Source organism: Pseudomonas sp. NY11955 (assembly GCF_048068035.1).
Classification (GTDB): Bacteria; Pseudomonadota; Gammaproteobacteria; order Pseudomonadales; family Pseudomonadaceae; genus Aquipseudomonas.
Map to the genome: position 1 here is coordinate 1 of NZ_JBLUPS010000031.1, position 16,039 is coordinate 16,039.

The 16,039-nt window shown below is 60.8% G+C and carries 9 protein-coding genes and 1 rRNA gene; 4 read left to right on the forward strand and 6 right to left on the reverse strand.

Annotated elements, in window-relative coordinates:
* Positions 1-107 (forward strand): 5S ribosomal RNA (rrf, locus tag ACNFBR_RS28895); the annotation flags it as partial.
* Positions 108-173: 66 nt separating this feature from the next.
* Here the strand turns inward: rrf and ACNFBR_RS28900 are convergent.
* The 4 genes from ACNFBR_RS28900 to ACNFBR_RS28915 all read right to left on the reverse strand — a co-directional run bounded on the left by ACNFBR_RS28900 (position 174) and on the right by ACNFBR_RS28915 (position 5,019).
* The gene (locus ACNFBR_RS28900; RefSeq protein ID WP_416737856.1) at positions 174-2,588 is read right to left on the reverse strand and encodes a TonB-dependent siderophore receptor; all 2,415 of its coding nucleotides are present in this window, start codon (positions 2,586-2,588) and stop codon (positions 174-176) included.
* A gap of 165 nt (positions 2,589-2,753) precedes the next feature.
* Entirely contained in the window at positions 2,754-3,710 is a 957-nt protein-coding gene (locus ACNFBR_RS28905; RefSeq protein ID WP_416737850.1) for a FecR family protein, read from the reverse strand.
* A gap of 4 nt (positions 3,711-3,714) precedes the next feature.
* On the reverse strand, positions 3,715-4,218 hold the full coding sequence (locus ACNFBR_RS28910) for a sigma-70 family RNA polymerase sigma factor (protein ID WP_416737851.1): 504 nt from the start codon (positions 4,216-4,218) through the stop codon (positions 3,715-3,717).
* Between the two features lie 111 nt (positions 4,219-4,329).
* On the reverse strand, positions 4,330-5,019 hold the full coding sequence (locus ACNFBR_RS28915) for a GntR family transcriptional regulator (RefSeq protein ID WP_416737852.1): 690 nt from the start codon (positions 5,017-5,019) through the stop codon (positions 4,330-4,332).
* Between the two features lie 204 nt (positions 5,020-5,223).
* Between ACNFBR_RS28915 and lapG the strand changes: the two genes are divergently transcribed.
* Both lapG and lapD read left to right on the forward strand, forming a co-directional pair.
* On the forward strand, positions 5,224-5,985 hold the full coding sequence (lapG, locus tag ACNFBR_RS28920) for a cysteine protease LapG (RefSeq protein WP_416737857.1): 762 nt from the start codon (positions 5,224-5,226) through the stop codon (positions 5,983-5,985).
* A gap of 10 nt (positions 5,986-5,995) precedes the next feature.
* The gene (lapD, locus tag ACNFBR_RS28925; RefSeq protein WP_416737853.1) at positions 5,996-7,942 is read left to right on the forward strand and encodes a cyclic di-GMP receptor LapD; all 1,947 of its coding nucleotides are present in this window, start codon (positions 5,996-5,998) and stop codon (positions 7,940-7,942) included.
* 175 nt (positions 7,943-8,117) lie between these two features.
* On the opposite strand, the gene ACNFBR_RS28930 is transcribed toward lapD, so the two are convergent.
* Both ACNFBR_RS28930 and ACNFBR_RS28935 read right to left on the reverse strand, forming a co-directional pair.
* Positions 8,118-9,476, reverse strand: a complete 1,359-nt coding sequence (locus ACNFBR_RS28930; RefSeq protein WP_403204378.1) for an HlyD family type I secretion periplasmic adaptor subunit — start codon at positions 9,474-9,476, stop codon at positions 8,118-8,120.
* Between the two features lie 7 nt (positions 9,477-9,483).
* Complete coding sequence (locus tag ACNFBR_RS28935; RefSeq protein ID WP_416737854.1) at positions 9,484-11,640, reverse strand: type I secretion system permease/ATPase; 2,157 nt, start codon at positions 11,638-11,640, stop codon at positions 9,484-9,486.
* A gap of 901 nt (positions 11,641-12,541) precedes the next feature.
* On the opposite strand from ACNFBR_RS28935, the gene ACNFBR_RS28940 reads away from it, so the two are divergent.
* Positions 12,542-16,039: retention module-containing protein (locus tag ACNFBR_RS28940; protein WP_416737855.1), on the forward strand; the 3,498-nt coding region annotated here is incomplete at its 3' end.

The following is a 16,039-nucleotide window of genomic DNA, read 5'->3' on the forward strand; positions in this document are numbered from 1 at the left end:
CATAGAGCATTGGAACCACCTGATCCCATCCCGAACTCAGCAGTGAAACGATGCATCGCCGATGGTAGTGTGGGGTTTCCCCATGTGAGAGTAGGTCATCGTCAAGATTCAAACCCAAAGCCCCTGTCTGCGATGCAGACAGGGGCTTTGTCTTTTCCGGGTTTCAATATCGGTCAGAACTGATAACTGACCGTGGCGCTCACATTGCGCTCTTCACCCATGTAGCAGTAGTTCAGGCTGGCACATGAGGTAATGTAGCTTTCATTGGTAAGGTTGTTGGCGTTCAAGCGCACATCCACACCCGTCAGGCCGACCTTGCCCAGGTCATAGCCGATCGAAGCGTCGAACAGGGTGTAGGAAGGCACCTTCATGCTGTTTTCCGCATCCACCCAGCTATACCCTACATAGCGCACCCCACCGCCCAGCCGCAGCCCATCCAGTGCCCCTTGGAGGAAGTTGTAGTCAGCCCACAGTGAGAACATCTGTTTCGGCGCCTGGGTTGGCGAATTGCCTTTATTGTCCAGGTTGCCCGACACCAGGCTCGGCATCGACTTGGAATACTCGATATCGGTAAAGGTATAGCCACCCAGCAGTTTGAGGCTGTTGGTCAGTTGCACATGGGCCTCCAGTTCCAGTCCTTGCGAGCGCACTTCACCGACCGGGCGATAGAAGTCTTCGTTTGGCTGCTTGGACGCCAGATTCTCCTGCTCGATGCGGAACACCGATGCGGTGAACAGGTTGTCGCTACCTGGCGGTTGGTACTTGATGCCGGCTTCCCACTGAGTGCCCTCTGTCGGTGCCAGTGGGCGGCCTTGCTGGTCGGACACGGTATTCGGGTTGAACGACTCCGAGTAGCTGACGTAGGGCGCTATGCCGTTCTCGAACAGATAAAGCACCCCTGCCCGGGTGGTGAACTTGGAGCGCTGATCACTGACCTTGCTGTCACTGTCACGGTTCTCTTCGGACACCTTCACCCAGTCCTGGCGCAGCCCCAGGGAAAAGCGCCACTGGTTCAGCTCCACCAGGTCCTGCAAGTACACACCCGTTTGCTGCAAGCGGCGTTGGTATCGGTTTTCACCCAGCACCTGAAGGTTGCCATTGCCGTACTGCGGATTGCTGGCATCCAGCGGGTCGACGGTGCCATAACGCCATTCCACGTCGGCTTTGCGTCGTTGGTAATCAGCACCCAGCAGCAAGGTGTGCTTGGCGGCTCCAGTAAAGAATTCCGCCTGCAGCATGTTATCGATGATGTACGAGTGCAGACGCTCATCGCCGCCTGTATAGGCACGGTTCAGGATATTGCTGTCAGCATCTGCCCATCCGGCGGAATACACCTGGTCCATCGATACGTCGGAATCCTGATAGCGGAAGTTTTGCCGTGCGGTGAATACATCGTTGAAACGGTGCTCGAACTGGTAGCTGACGGATTGCTGGGTGCGCTCGTAATTGTCGATGCCTGGCTCGCCCTCGAAGAAGTGGTCTGACAAGCGCAAGCCGTTGCGCTGGTGCAGCATGCCGTCTGCGGGGTTGCCGCCGTGGTAGCCGCCGTTAGGGTCATGCTGCAAGTAGGCCTGCAGCGTAAGCGAGGTGTCTTCGGTGAAGTCGATGCTGATGGCTGGGGCGATGGCGTAGCGCTCTTCCTTGTTGTGGTTGAACTGTGTGTCGGAAGCATCCGCCAAACCCGTCAGGCGATACGCAATGCGTTTGTCGTCATCCACAGGGCCACTGAAGTCGAAACCCATGCCCCGCTGGCCCTGGGTGCCGACCGTTGCCTGAACCTGATGGTAAGGGGCAAAGAGTGGCTTCTTGGTGGTCAGGGCTACCAGGCCACCCGGCGAGCTTCGCCCGTACAGGACCGAAGACGGCCCTTTGAGAATGTCGATGCGCTCAAGGAAGTACGGGTCCACCTGCATGGTGCTATAGGTGCCGTTGTCACCCATGGACTTGAGCCCATCAACGTAGATGTTATCCACCGAACCGTCGTTGAAGCCGCGCATGGCCACATAGTCATAGCGATGGGTGGCACCGTAAGGGTTGGTCAGTACCCCAGGCGTGTAGCGCATGGCCTGGGCAACGGTCTGAGAGCCCTGATCGTCCATCTGCTGGCGGGTCACTACCGAGACCGATTGGGATGTCTCCACCAATGGCATGCTGGTCTTGGTCGCCACTTGGCTGTGCGTGGCGTTGTAACCCTCCATGCTGCCCAGCGCGTTGCCCAGGGAGAAGCTGCGGATATCGGTGTCTGGCAATGCCAGGGCCGTATCCTGGGGCTGTGCCTGCAGTACATAGTTACGTCCGCCCTGGCTCACAGCTTCCAGCCCGCTGCCATTGAGCAACTGGCGCAGCGCTTGATCGATCGCGTACTGCCCCTGCAGGCCGTTGGACTGCAGGCCATGGGTGAGCTGGGGCGTACTCGACAGGGTGATGCCGGCCTGGCGAGCGAACTGGTTGAGTACGTCGGCCAGTTGGCCGGCCGGTATTGCATAGTGATGACTCACTTGGGCTGCTTCAGCCGCTACGCAAGGTTGCGCAACAGCTGCCAAGCCCAGGGCCGTACCAAACAGAGCGGCCCGGATGGCATGGCGCAAGTAGGCTGACTGCAAGACGGGTCGAAAATCATTCGGGCTGTAAGTGCGGTTTGACACCGGGTCGATAAGCATGAAGGGTCCGTTGAAATGTTGAGGGCAGAAGACGTTGCTTACTGTCCTAGCCGGACCGGGTTTCAAAACCCGACAGAAATCCGTAAGGCCTGATCAGGCGATGCTCTCTACACGCACCCACCAGCGTGTACGTTGACGAAGCCGTACGGGCAGCGTTTGCGGTAACAGCCGAAGCAGTTGCTCCGGGTCTTCGAGGCGGAAAACGCCTGACAGGCGCAGGTCGGCAATCTCGTTGCTGCAGCCCAGGTAACCATGGCGATATCGGCTGACCTGCGTGAGGAAGTCGCTGAGGCGCATGTTCTGTGTAACGATCAGCCCTTCAGTCCAGGCCATCGCGTCCATATCCATGTGCGCGACCCGGTGCGCGCCCTGAGCATCCAGGCGCCAGTTCTGGCCACTTTCGATCCACTGCAGTTGACCCATGCCAGGCCGGTGTATCGCCACTTTGCCGTGGCTGACGCTGACACGTGTGCAGTCGCTGTCCTGGTAGGCAACAAAGCGTCCTTCGAAGCCTTCCAGCAACGCGTCGCGGGTTTGTACAAGCAGGGGAAGCCGGGGGTTGCAGGTGACCATCAGTTCCCCATGCTGCAGGCGAACCAAACGTTGCTGATCATTGAAGACCAGGTCCACGGCACTGCGGGTATTGAGTTGCATCAGTGAGCCATCGGGCAGGGTGAAGATGCGTCGCTCACCCGTGCCGGTGGCATAGTCTGACGCCCAGGCACTGACAGCATCGAGGTCTTTGGCCAGCCAGCTTGCCGATCCCGCCATGGCGACCCCGCCTAGCAGCTTCAATGCCTGCCGGCGGTGCAGGCGCTGCTGGCTGGTTTCCAGGGTCTGCAATGCAAGCCCGGCACCGGGGATGGCGCGCAGGTCGAGCTCCTGATGCAGGTGGGTCACTCGTTGCCAGGCCTGTTCGTGCTCGTGGTGCACACTGCGCCATTGCGCGCACTGTTGTTGCAGTGCCGGGTCGTGGCCGCCCTCACGCAGGCGCAGCATCCACTGGATGGCCTGCTTGACCGCTTTTGCATCAGGGCGTGCAGCGCTCATCGATTCAGCACTCGTCTTCGTAGCGCAGCACGTAGCAGTGATACAGCGCGTCGGCAATGTAGCGCTCTACGGTGCGCACGGAGATCCCCATCTGTTCGGCGATGGCCTGGTGCTTCAGCCCCTCGCACTGAGCCAGCAGGAACGCGCGACGTACCTTGGGTTTAAGGCCGTCGAGCATGCGTGCAATGCGCTCAAGCAATTCCAGCAGCAGCTCGCGGGTTTCGGCCGAAGGGGCCAGTGCTTCCGGCACATGGGCCAAAGCCTCCAGGTAGGCCCTGTGCAGTTCCTCGCGGCGCCAGTGATCGATCACCAGCCCGCGCGCGACCGTGCGCAAAAAGGCCCTGGGTGCATTCAGCTGCACGTGTTCACGGCGTTGTAGCAAGCGTACGAAGGTGTCCTGGGCCAGGTCGGCGGCATCGGCGGCATTGCCTAGCTTGCTGCGCAGCCAGGCATGCAGCCAGCCGTGGTGGTCACTGTAGAGCGTTTGCACGGAGTCGTTGCTGGGCATGGGGGAGGGCGCCGGCATCAATGGACATGAATGATAATTAGTCTCATTGTTGGCGGCGCTGCATCAATTTGCAACCCATCCGGGCATACCGTATGCAAACCCAGCAGCGGGCTAGCGCCCCAGTTGTGTATCCAGGTACTTGCGGATAACCCGCGCCCCGCCATTGAGGTGCTGTTCCAGCACCGCTACCGCTTCATCCACCAGTTTGTCGCTGGCTGCGTCTACCAGGGCGTTGTGATCGTCCTGAGTGAGCTTGCCCAGGCCCATGGACGAAAGATGGAAACGCAGGAAGCGTTCTTCCTCGTTCAGTTCGTTCTCGATGAGGCGCAGCAGTTTCTTGTTCGGCGCCTTGCTGTACAGCGTCATGTGAAACAGCCGGTTGAGGCGGCCGATTTCGGCGTGGCGGGTTTCGTTCTCCAGTTGCTGGATATACCCACGGGCGCAGATGATGTCGCTGGCATCAAGCAGCGGGATGGACTGGCGCAGCGCCTCGCTCTCGAGCAATACGCGCAGGGCATAGGTGTCTACCGCATCCTCGCCGATCAGCGGCGCGACCACAGCACCCTTGTGCATCTCCACTTTCAACAGGGACTGCGCCTCGAGCTGGCGCAAGGCTTCGCGCACGGGCATGCGGCTGACGCCGAACAAGGTGGCGAGTTCTTGTTGGCGCACGGCAGTACCTGGGGGCAAGCGACCATCGAGAATGGCGCTGCGCAGGCGTTCTTCGATCACGCCACGGGCCTGATGCGGCAGCAGCTGTTCGCTTGCCAGCACATTGCTCAATTTGATTTTCTCGGCCACGCCACGTCTGCCTTAACAATGACTAAAGTTGGATCCAATGACACTAGTAACAGCTTTTAAGGGTGTCAAACCTGCACCAGTGCTGGTACGGGCGCCCCAAAAGCGCGGCTATGGTGGATGAAGTAGCCCGCCAAAGGAAGCTGCCTATAAAAGGATATAGTCAGAAAGTGTAGGCGGCCTGACAGGCGGGTGCGTGATTTCACGGTGCCATTGTCTTTTGCTGTGGCAAGCCCCACCATCGCTGCTTTCGACTGGTCTGAACAGGGCTTCGCAGTGGCGATATCCTGGTTGCTGAAAACCGTTGTGCGACGTGTCGGCTTCGCCGCGCTGCTGGGCAGTCTTCTGCTGGGCGGCTTGCACGCGGATTGGGATTTCTCCCAGATCAGCCGCAAGTCGCAGGCCCTCTATGGGCCGCTAGGTGCCGGGCAGGGCCGCATCGATGCCTGGCAGAACCTGATGGCTACGCAGAAACAGGGTACAGAGCTTGAGCGGCTGCAAGTGGTCAACCGCTTCTTCAACCAGCAATTGCGCTATGTCGAGGACATCGACCTCTGGCATGAGGTCGATTACTGGGCAACGCCCGTGCAGGCACTGATCAAAGGTGCAGGGGATTGCGAAGACTACGCCATCGCCAAATATTTCAGCCTGCGGCGCATGGGTATTCCCAGTGAAAAACTGCGCATTACCTACGTCAAGGCGTTGCGGCAGAACCGGGCCCACATGGTCCTGACCTATTATTCAAGCCCACAGGCTCAGCCTTTGGTGCTTGACAGCCTGATGGATGCCATCAAGCCGGCAAGCCAACGTACCGACCTGTTGCCGGTGTACGCCTTCAATGGCGAGGGGTTGTGGCTGACGGGCGCCACTGGGAACAAGAAGGTCGGCGATACCAAGCGGCTGTCACGCTGGCAGGACTTGTTGAAGAAAATGCAGGCCGAAGGGTTCCCGGCCGAGCCGGTTTACTGAAGGAGCACAGATGTCTCTGTTCAAACAATTGCTGTTGGCCATTTGCCTGTTCCTGGTGGTCGCTTTCAGTGGCAGTTTCATGGTCAGCCTGGAAAGCTCGCGCAGCCAGTACGTCAACCAGTTGCGCTCGCACGCGCAGGATGCGGCGACCGCGTTGGCGCTGTCGCTGACGCCGAATATCGACGACCCAGCGATGGTCGAACTGATGGTCAGCTCGATCTTCGACAGTGGTTATTATGCAAGCATCAAGGTCGTCGACCTGGGCTCCAATGCAGTGTTGGTGGAACGCCACGCCGAGCCGGACCCAGGTGGCGTGCCGCGCTGGTTCGTGCACTTGATCGGCCTTGAAGCTGCCGGCGGCGATGCCATCGTCAGCCGTGGCTGGCAACAGGCCGCGCGCGTCGAAGTGATCAGCCACCCGATGTTCGCCATTGCCAAGCTTTGGCAAAGTGCCTTGGGCAGCCTGGGTTGGTTGCTGGTGTGTGGTGCGGCCAGTGCTGTGCTCGGTGCATTGCTGTTGCGCCGCCAGTTGCGGCCGCTGGATTACATGGTCGAGCAATCCCACGCCATTGCCCGTCGCGAGTTCCTAAGCCTGCCAGAGTTGCCACGTACGCCGGAACTACGCCGCGTGGTGCAAGCGATGAACCAGATGGTCGAGAAGCTCAAGGCCCTGTTCACCGAGCAGGCCGAGCGCAGTGAGCGGCTGCGTGCCGAGTCCTATCAGGACAGCCTGACCGGGTTGTCCAACCGCCGGTATTTCGAAATGCAGCTGAACACCCGGGTGAGCAACCTGGAAGAGGCGCGCGCCGGCTACCTGCTGTTGCTGCGGGTTCAGGGCCTGGCGGGCCTGAACGCCCGGCTTGGTGGCCAGCGTACCGACCAGTTGCTGCAGGCAGTAGGCGAGCAGCTGCGTCGCACCTGTGCCAGCTACCCAGAAACCAACGACCTGATTTCTCGCAGCCGTGGTGGCGAGTTTGCCGTGCTGGCGCCGGGCATGGTGCATGAAGAAGCGGTACACCTTGCCCAGGCCCTGGAGGCAACGCTGCAGAGCCTGCACGAAACGGGCGCCAGTGACATCGACCCGGTGGCGTGCATCGGCCTGGCGCCGTTCAGCCCCGGTGATTCGCCACAGGCGTTGCTGAAGCTCGCCGACGAGGCCCTGGCCCGTGCCGAGAACCAGCCAGCGCCGGGTTGGGTGTGCCTTGAACAAGGCGTGGCCGCCGTTGCCGGGGACAGCCAGCATGCCTGGCACGAGCGGCTCGATCAGGCATTCGGCAATGGGCATTTCGAGCTGTTCTTCCAGCCAGTGGTGGATTGCGCTTCGGCGCAACGGGTACTGCACCACAAAGTGATTTCGCGGTTGCAGGATGGTCAGGGCGAGGCCTTGCCGGCGGGCCGCTTCCTGCCCTGGCTGGAGCGCTTCGGCTGGATGCCACGGCTGGACGTGCTGGTGCTGGAGAAGGTGTTGGCGCACCTGCGAGGGCACGACCAGGTGCTGGCGCTGAACCTGTCCGCCGCCACCCTGGCCGACCCCAAGGCCCTTCAGCGCATCTTCGAACTGCTGGGCCAGAACGCGGCGCTCGGCCCGCGGCTGGTTTTCGAAATTGGTGAAGAGCAGTTGCCTGAGCAGGCGGCGTTGGAGCATCTCACCCGGCGCCTGCATGGGCTTGGTTTCGGCCTGGCGCTGCAGCGCTTTGGCGGGCGCTTCAGCATGATCGGCAACCTGGCGCACCTGGGCCTGGCGTATCTGAAGATTGACGGCAGCTACATCCGCAACATCGACCACGAGCAGCACAAGCGGCTGTTTATCGAAGCGATCCAGCGCGCGGCGCATAGCATCGATTTGCCGCTGATTGCCGAGCGGGTGGAAACCGAAGGGGAGCGGCGGGTGTTGCAGGAGATGGGGGTAGGTGGGATACAGGGCCAGCTGGTTGGCGAACCTGCGCCTTGGCGCTAAGTGCAGCACAAGCCATTAAGGCATGCGCGGCGTTTGTAGGAGCAGCCTTGTGCTGCGAAGAGGCCATTGCAGCCGAAGATGATCTTTAGCCTTACTGGCCTCTTCGCAGCACAAAGCTGCTCCTACCGATTCCACGCTGGCCAGCTGGGCCACTAAACAGCAGTGGCCAGGGTAATCACCGCTCGCGCAGCGCTTCCGAGCGCGCCTTCATGATCGGCTTGAGCAGGTAGCTCATGATGGTCTTCTTGCCGGTCATGATATCCACCGTCGCCACCATCCCCGGAATGATCAGCAGCGGCTTCTCGTCAGTTCCCAGGTGGCTGCGATCGGTGCGCAGCTTGATCAGGTAATAGGTGGTCTTCTTGTCTTCATCGGTGATGGTGTCGGCACCGATCTGCTCCAGCTTGGCCTTGAGCCCACCGTAGATGGTGTAGTCATACGCGGTGAACTTGACTGTCGCTTCCTGGCCAGGGTGCAGGAAAGCGATGTCTTTGGGCAGGATCTTCGCCTCGATCACCAGCGTATCGTCCAGTGGCACCACTTCGATGATGTCGCTGCCTGGCTGGATCACCCCGCCAATGGTGTTCACCAGCAATTGTTTGACGATACCGCGCACTGGCGAAGTGACCATGGTCCGGTGCACCCGGTCGTCCAGCGCCTTGCTGGTAGCGGTAGCCTTGTTCAGTTCGGTACGTGCCTCGTTCAGCTGGGTCAGCGCTTCACTGCGGAACTTGCCACGGGTCTCTTCGATCTTGCTTTGCACCTCGCGGATGGCCGCCTCGGCGCGCGGGATGGCCAATGCGGTGGAGTCCAGCTGGCCGCGGTTTTCCACTTCGGCACGGCGTAGGCGCAGCACTTCAACCTGGGAAATCGCGCCGGTTGCCACCAGGGGTTCGGACATGCCGATTTCCTTGCGCAGCAGCTCAAGGCTGTTGGCGTACTGGGCGCGCTTGGAGCTGTATTCGCGCAGCTCCTGCTGGCGCTGGACCAGTTGCTGTTGCAGGCCGCCAATTTCGTCCTGCAGTTGCTGGCGCCGGCTCTGGTACAGCGATTCTTCACTGGCCGCCTGGCTTGGCGCGGCTTTGCGCAGCTCCTCGTCGATCTTCAGCGGGCTGTCCTGAACCTCGGCACTCAGGCGCTCGACCCGCAGGGCCATGGCCAGGCGGTCGGCTTCGGTTTCACCCACGTTGGAGGCGAAGCGGGTTTCATCCAGGCGCAGCAACGGCTGGCCCACTTCGACGATCTGCCCTTCCTTGGCGAAGATCTCGGCGACGATGCCGCCCTCCAGGTTCTGGATCTTCTGCACCTTGGAGGACGGAATGGCTTTGCCTTCACCGCGCGTGACTTCGTCGATGGGTGCAACGCTGGCCCACACGATCAGGAACACGAAGAACAGGATCACGCCCCAGATGGTCAGCCGCACCACCCGAGGTGCGTCCTCGATCAGGGCCTTGTTGACCTCGGGCAGCGGCTGGCCGCCAAGCGAGTCGCTGCCTTTGAAATAGCGCCGCAGGCCGTCCTTGAACTGCCCCATATCCAGCTTATGCAACACTGATCTGCCCCTTCTTCAGCGCATCCATGACCGCGGCTTTCGGGCCGTCGGCTACAATCTGCCCGCGATCGATCACGATCAACCGGTCTACCAGCGACAGCAACGAGGCACGGTGCGTGACCAGCAGTACGGTCTTGCCTTCCACCACCGCTTGCAGGCGTTGCTTGAGGCGCTCTTCACCGGTGTTGTCCATGGCGCTGGTCGGTTCGTCCAGTAGCAGGATCTGCGGGTTGAGCAACAGCGCACGGCCCAGAGCAACGTTCTGCCGCTGGCCGCCAGACAAGTTCTGCCCGCGCTCACCTACCTGCAGCTCGTAGCCGTCCGGGTGCAGCCGGGCGAACTCATGCACGCCCGCCAGTTCGGCGGCCTGCAGGATCAATTCATCCTCGATATAGCGGGCGCCGCTGACCAGGTTGTCACGCAATGTGCCGGCCAGCAGTTGGATGTCCTGCGGGACGTAGCCGATGTTGTGGCGCAGTTCGCTGACATCGATCTGGCGAATGTCCACGCCATCGACCAGCAGCGAGCCACCATCGGCTTCGTACAGGCCGACGATAAGCTTGGCCAGTGAGCTTTTGCCCGAGCCGCTGCGGCCGATGATGCCAACCTTCTCGCCGGGGCGGATGGTCAGGTTGATGTTCTTCAGGGCCAGGTTCTGCTGGTTCGGGTAGGTGAAGTCGACCCCGCGGAACTCGACACTGCCCTGCAGCACCTTGCGGCTCAGCGGGCGCTCTTCGAAGTTGCGCTCTTGCGGCAGCTCCATCATGTGGTCAGTGGAGACCATGGTCACCTTGGCCTGCTGGTAGCGGGCGAGCAGGCCGTTGAGCTGGCCCAGCGGGCCGAGGGCGCGGCCGCTGAGCATGTAGCAGGCCACCAGGCCGCCCATGCTCAGGTTGCCGTCGATGATCAGGTACACGCCGACGCAGATCATCGCCACGCCTGCCAGTTGCTGGATCAGCAGGGTGATGTTCATCGCCAGGCTCGACAGCACTTTGACACGCAGCTCAAGGCGGCTGAGGGTGCCGAGGGTTTGCTCCCACATGTACTGGCGCTCGCTTTCGGCGTTGTTGACCTTCACCGCATCCAGGCCGGCCAGGGTCTCGATCAGGCTGGACTGGCGCTCAGAGGCCAGGGCCATGGTCCGCTCCATGGTCGCCATCAGCGGCCGCTGCAGGGCGTAGCCGATGCCCAGGGCCAGCGGGAAGGCAATGATCGGGATCCACACCAGGTGCCCGCCAATGATGGCGATGACGATCAGGATGAGGATGGTGAACGGCAGGTCGATCAGGCTGGTCAGCGTCAGCGAGGCGAGGAAGTCGCGCAGGCCCTGGAACTCGTGAATGTTCTGGGCAAAGCTGCCGACCCGTGCTGGCCGGTACTTCATCGACATGCCGACGATACGTTCGAACAGGGTGGCGGAAATGATCAGGTCGGTTTTCTTGCCGGCCAGGTCCAGGCACAGGCCGCGCAGGCCCTTGAGGACCAGGTCGAAGATGTATGCGCCGGCGATACCGATGGCCAGCACCCAGAGCGTCGAGGTGGCCTGGTTGGGCACCACCCGGTCATACACGTTCATCACGAACAGCGGCGCAGCCAGGGCAATCAAGTTGATCACCAGGCTGGCCGCGATGGCGTCGATGTACAGCCACTTGCTGCGCAGCAAGGTGTCGCGGAACCAGGACTTCGCCCGTGGGATGAGGTTGCCGTGGTTGACGTCGAACTTGTGCTGCGGCTGCGCAAAGAACACTCGCCCACTGTAATCGCTTTGCAGGGCTTCACGGCTGACGTGCACCTCGCCACCGTCGCTCTCGCTAAGCAACAGGCGTGCGGTGTCTTCGTTCTCCCAACCCAGCAGGACGGCGCTGCGGCCTTCCTTGAGCAGCAGCATGGCCGGCATGGCGATGCTCGGGATCTGCTCCAGCTTGCGCTGCAGCAGGCGCCCCTGCAGGCCGGCCCGGGCGGCGGCGCGGGGCAGCAGCTCAGGGCTCAGGCGCTGGGCGGGTAGCGGCAGGCCAGTGGTCAGCATGACCCGGCTGGCGGGTTTCTGGTGCAGGACACACAGGCTCAACAGACTATCCAGCAGGGGATCGTCATGCTGACTGCGTGGATCGTGGCTGAGTTGGACTCGACTGACTTCGGATTCCACGCGGCGCTCTCTTCATCCTTGTGGTGGGTGGGGTAGGTGTGCGGCCACTAAGGTCAGGCCGGCTCACCCTGGCAATCTATCGTGCTACCCAGCAGTGCTGATGGGGGCTATGGCCCCCTGAGGCTTGAGCAGCAGGCCAATGGTCGCCTTGAATCGGTGTTGAGTAAACAATTCTACGTGCTTCATTTTTACCAGACGCAGCGATGCTGCGAATGTTTCATTTTTGATTCAGCCGTTGACCAGATTGCAGCATAGCCTGCCATTCAGCCTGGTACTGCAAGGGCTTCGATATCCAGCTTAGCCATTGTCAGTAAACAGGCGCTGGTTAATTGGCGTATCGCTGTAACTTGTTAGTCAAAATTCATCTATAGAAAGCAGTTCCCCGGCCCGCCAGCATTCGATAATCGCAAGCAGTTTCCCATGAGCGGGGCGACAGTATTTGCGCATGCGTGAGGCATCTCCTTGATTTGCGACAACTCGCAAACCGGCAAGGTTTGTGCTTCATGGGTTCGCAGTCGGCGGGGCGTTCTACAGTGGCCTGAATGTTGACGCCAATAACACTGACAGCATCCGATGAACGATGGCCTCGCCGCATGATCTATGGCTGCTCAGGTGTGTGGAAAAGTCCCTAGGTCGAGGGATAAACAGGCTTTATATGATGTACGACATTTGTCCTTGAGAAACGCTTGGCTAAGGTACAAATATCAATGTGACATTACATTGCCGATTGTTTAGGATGGCATGTATAAGGTCAATAGTTTGGCAGTTAAGCAATTCCAAAAAGTTATAGACGGAATATTGACGTCAAAAAACGTCTAGATCATCTACATAGTTCCGCCTGAAGTGGCTAGCTAGCGCCGCTCTGGCAGGGAAGTACCCACCGGGTCACACGGAGAGTCCAATGAGCAGCGTTGTAGCCATCGTCAAAAGTATTGTCGGCCAGGTTATTGCGGTATCCCCAGAGGGCATCCGGCGTGTACTCATCGAGGGTGACCGCCTATTGGCCGGTGAGGAAGTGCTCACCGGGCCTGGTGGCGCAGTGACGCTGGAGCTGGCTGATGGCCGTCTGCTCGATCTGGGGCGTGACAGCCAATGGAGCGCTGATGCCCCTGATAGCAGCACCGACCTGAGCCAGGCGACTGCTCAGGCCGCGCCTTCGGTGGAAGAGCTGCAACAGGCGATTGCTGCCGGTGTCGACCCGACTACCGAGCTTGAAGCGACCGCGGCAGGCCCGTCGGCGGCGGGCGGTGGCGGCGCGCTGGGCGGTGGCCACAGCTTCGTGATGCTTGAGGAGACGGCGGGCCGGGTGGACCCGACGGTTGGCTTCCCAACGGATGGGCTGGGCTTTGCTGCCGTGCTCGATAGCGAAGACGTGGGCTTGCTGGATACCAACGGCAACAATTTGGTGACCACGCCGACGACGGACACCAACGTTGCTACCGACCTGATTCTTGGCGCTACCCCTTCCATCAGCGAAGCGGGTGGCGTAATCGTTTATACCGCCACGGTTGGCCAAGCGCCGACCACCAACCTGGTCATTACCCTGTCCAATGGTGCCGTGATCGTCATTCCGGCCGGGCAGACCAGCGGTAGCGTCAACGTCGTGGTCCCGGCGAACGACACCCCGTACATCGACGGCGGCCAGATTTCGGCGACCGTGACAGGCAGTACCGGTGGTGGCGGGTTGACGGTGACATTGCCGCAAACGCCGGCGGTTACCCAGGTGACCGATACCATCGACACCACCACGGCGACCCTGACCGCTTCGCCAAGCGTCACCGAAGGCGGCGTGATCACCTACACCGTGACTCTGAGCAACCCAGCTCAAACGCCGGTAACCGTGACCCTGTCCAACGGCCAGACCATCACCGTTGAAGCAGGCAAGACCCAGGGCAGTGTCGACTTCCAGACCCCGGCCAACGACGTCTACAACAACGGTTCGACCGTCAGCGTCACCATCGAGACCGCCACAGGCGGTAACTTCGAGCAGTTGACCCCGAACCCGACCCCGGCTCAGACCACGATCAACGACTCGGTCGACACCACCACCGCGACCCTGACCGCTTCGCCAAGCGTCACCGAAGGCGGCGTGATCACCTACACCGTGACTCTGAGCAACCCAGCTCAAACGCCGGTAACCGTGACCCTGTCCAACGGCCAGACCATCACCGTTGAAGCAGGTAAGACCCAGGGCAGTGTCGACTTCCAGACCCCGGCCAACGACGTCTACAACAACGGTTCGACCGTCAGCGTCACCATCGAGACCGCCACAGGCGGCAATTTCGAGCAGTTGACCCCGAATCCGACCCCGGCTCAAACCACGATCAATGACTCGGTCGACACCACCACCGCGACCCTGACGGCGAACCCGTCGGTGACCGAAGGCGGCGTGATCACCTACACCGTGACTCTGAGCAACCCAGCTCAAACGCCGGTAACCGTGACCCTGTCCAACGGCCAGACCATCACCGTTGAAGCAGGTAAGACCCAGGGCAGTGTCGACTTCCAGACCCCGGCCAACGACGTCTACAACAACGGTTCGACCGTCAGCGTCACCATCGAGACCGCCACAGGCGGTAACTTCGAGCAGCTGACCCCGAACCCGACTCCGGCTCAGACCACGATCAACGACTCGGTCGACACCACCACCGCGACCCTGACGGCGAACCCGTCGGTGACCGAAGGCGGCGTGATCACCTACACCGTGACCCTGAGCAACCCTGCTCAAACGCCGGTAACCATCACCCTGTCCAACGGCCAGACCATCACCGTTGAAGCAGGCAAGACCCAGGGCAGCGTTGATTTCCAGACCCCGGCCAACGACGTCTACAACAACGGTTCGACCGTCAGCGTCACCATCGAAAACGCCACAGGCGGTAACTTCGAGCAACTGACCCCGAACCCGACTCCGGCTCAGACCACGATCAACGACTCGGTCGACACCACCACCGCGACCCTGACGGCGAACCCGTCGGTGACCGAAGGTGGCGTGATCACCTACACCGTGACCCTGAGCAACCCTGCTCAAACGCCGGTAACCGTGACCCTGTCCAACGGTCAGACCATCACCGTTGAAGCAGGCAAGACCCAGGGCAGTGTCGACTTCCAGACCCCGGCCAACGACGTCTACAACAACGGTTCGACCGTCAGCGTCACCATCGAGACCGCCACAGGCGGTAACTTCGAGCAGCTGACCCCGAATCCGACCCCAGCCTCGACAGTCATCAATGACAGCATCGACACCGTTACAGTAAGCATCGTCAGCAATGGCAATGTGACCGAAGACCAGCAACCTTCCTTTACGGTGAAAGTAAGCCAGGCGCTGGACCGCCCGTTGACTGTCACCCTGTCAAACGGCGACACCGTGACGATCGAAGCGGGTAAGACCGAAGTCGAGTACAAGACTCCGGCTCAGGGCGATGACGTGTATCACGACGCTGGCGCCATCACCCTCAGCGTTACCGACGCTACAGTTCCGGGTGCCACCTTCGAGAAGCTGGCCTTGGGTGGCCCGGCCACTGTTGAAATTTCGGACACCATCAGTGAGGTTGTGGCCAAGCTGACCGCAACGCCTTCGGTCACCGAGGGCGGCGAGATTACCTACACCATCACGCTGACCAACAAAGACGGTCTGCCGATCAACAACCACGGCGCCCTGACCTTCACGTTGAGCGACGGCAAGACCGTCATCACCGTGCCGGCCAACGGCACCACCGGCTCGATCACCGTGACTGCTCCGGACAACGTCTACGTCGGCAGCAACCCCCCAGTGGTGCAGTCGATCGCGACCGTTGCCGGCGCCGACGTCGGCAAGTTCGAACAGCTGACCCTGGACAAGACCCCGGTCAGCACTACCGTCACTGACGAGCCTGGTACTCCAGGCAACCCAGGCGGCAGCAACGAAGGTGATCTAGTCAGGGTCACCATCACGGCTGACCAGGAATCGGTCGCCGAGAACGTTAAACCGACCTTCACCGTACACATCAATACCGCCCTGGCGCACGACCTGGTCGTGACCCTGAGCAACAATGCCCAGGTCACCATCAAGGCTGGCGAGACCAGCGCATCTTACGAGCACGCGGCTCAGGGCGATGACGTCTATCTGGACAGTGGTGAAATCACCCTCGGCATCAAGTCGGCTGTGGATATCGACGGCCGTACTTTCGAAAATCTGCAACTGGGCGGTGATGCTTCGGTTCAAGTGACCGACACCCTCGACGAAGTCGTGGCCAAACTGACCGCTACGCCTTCGGTGACCGAAGGTGGCGAGATCACTTACACCATCACGCTGACCAACAAAGACGGTCTGCCGATCAACAACCACTCGGAGCTGTACTTCAAGCTGACCGATGGCACCACGGTCGTCGTGGCTGCCAACAGCACCACCGGTTCGGCCACT

Excerpts from the sequence above, each read along its gene's own strand:
- lapD (WP_416737853.1), top strand. The coding sequence starts at position 5,996 with ATGTCTCTGTTCAAACAATTGCTGTTGGCCATTTGCCTGTTCCTGGTG.
- ACNFBR_RS28930 (WP_403204378.1), bottom strand. The coding sequence starts at position 9,476 with ATGGGGCAGTTCAAGGACGGCCTGCGGCGCTATTTCAAAGGCAGCGAC.
- ACNFBR_RS28910 (WP_416737851.1), bottom strand. The coding sequence starts at position 4,218 with ATGCCCAGCAACGACTCCGTGCAAACGCTCTACAGTGACCACCACGGC.
- ACNFBR_RS28905 (WP_416737850.1), bottom strand. The coding sequence starts at position 3,710 with ATGAGCGCTGCACGCCCTGATGCAAAAGCGGTCAAGCAGGCCATCCAG.